The following is a 1501-nucleotide window of genomic DNA, read 5'->3' as shown; positions in this document are numbered from 1 at the left end:
AAAACAGGAATTTCTTGAGCTAGGGGGATCGTTATGAGCGCATCAGGATTATTAGTTGAAAAGTCAGGGCCTTTGTCATTGATTCAAGACTTTGGCCGTTTTGGTCTTGCTCACATCGGGATAACGCAAGGTGGCCCTGTTGATGATTACGCCTACAGTTGGGCTAATCATCTACTTGGAAATCGTGTAAATTGCTCAGCAATCGAGATTACGCTAGGCAATGCTTGTTTTGTCGCCTTACAAGACTGTCACCTGGCAATTTGTGGCGGCGATCTTAATGCATCAGTAGATGGTCACCCTATTGCTAATTGGTCGGATTTTTCGATAAAAAAAGGTCAAAAGCTTCAGTTCGGAATGGCGAAAAATGGCCTTCGCGCCTATCTCGCTGTAAAAGGTGGCTTCAATGTGCCTGAGCACCTTGGGAGCTCATCGACCGTGCTTCGTGAAGCATTAGGTGGACTAGAAGCCAATGGTAACGCTCTAAAAGCTGGAGATGTTCTCCCTTTTGACGCGCATTCATTACCTAACCATAAACCAAGAATCATGACATTTCGTTTCAAGCCAGATTACAACTTGCCAATTACACTACGCGTTATTGAAGGTTATCAATGTGATGATTTCAGTGTTGAAGCTAAAGAAAAATTCTATTCGGGAAGCTTTGCGATCTCGCCAGACTCTAATCGAATGGGCTATCGCCTTGAAGGAAATACGGTAAAGCCACCTTATGATGGCATCTTATCTGAAGGGATCGCGCTAGGCGCCATTCAAATTCCCCATGATGGTAATCCGATTGTATTACTCAATGACCACCAAACCATTGGTGGGTATCCAAAGCTTGGTTGTGTTGCAAGAATAGATTTGCCTAGATTAGCGCAAGCGAAGCCGGGTCAGAAAGTGCGTTTCATCAAGGGTGATAGGCAAGGTTTGCAGGATGTGTGGTGTCAGTGGGCTCAGTTTTTTGGCTACTGAGCCCTATTCAGTTTTTGGCTGTTTACATCCCGTAGCGTTCAGCTAGAGCATGCGGATAGCCTCGTTCTTCGGTCAGTTTAATCGCGTATTGTTCGATTTCGTCTTCAGACCAATTAACGGTCACTGGATGTTGCGCTTCTACATTATGTTGAGGCGTGATATCAAACCAATACTGAAGCATTTTTTGAGCAGCTAACAACGTAGAAGACGCTTTCACAACTTCAATTCGAGCGTAGTGATTTTGTTCGAATGAAACATCTGCCGCGCGAAGCACAGGATCTGTGCCTGGAATCTGTTGAGCACCAAACAATGCTTTGCCACCTTTTTCCGCTGTTTTGTAATCAGGGATAAATTGGGCCATGTGTTGTATTGCGTTATGCGTTCTTTCACCCAAAATTTCTTCACGCCACCCACTGCGAATTTTAGACAGTAACGGTACAGGTAGCTCAGGTTGAGCAGAGAGTGCCGTGCTTTCAACTAAGCCATCTTCAAACAACGTGATCTCTTTCGTCATGCCGTGCAGCTGGAAATA

At 45.0% G+C, this 1501-nt stretch carries 1 protein-coding gene and 1 pseudogene; one reads left to right on the top strand and one right to left on the bottom strand.

Going from position 1 to position 1501, the window contains the following annotated elements; translation table 11 throughout:
- The first annotated feature begins 33 nt into the window (after window positions 1-33).
- On the top strand, window positions 34-969 hold the full coding sequence (locus R7E00_RS23130) for a biotin-dependent carboxyltransferase family protein (RefSeq protein WP_005498848.1): 936 nt from the start codon (window positions 34-36) through the stop codon (window positions 967-969).
- 22 nt (window positions 970-991) lie between these two features.
- On the opposite strand, the pseudogene R7E00_RS23125 reads toward R7E00_RS23130, so the two are convergent.
- A pseudogene (locus tag R7E00_RS23125) lies at window positions 992-1501 on the bottom strand (FAD-dependent oxidoreductase); the annotation flags it as partial.

The organism is Vibrio sp. Vb1755, assembly GCF_033338635.1.
GTDB classification, from domain to species: Bacteria; Pseudomonadota; Gammaproteobacteria; order Enterobacterales; family Vibrionaceae; genus Vibrio; species Vibrio alginolyticus.
Note: the sequence above shows the minus strand (reverse complement) of the source record. Positions and strands in the feature narration are given on the sequence as shown.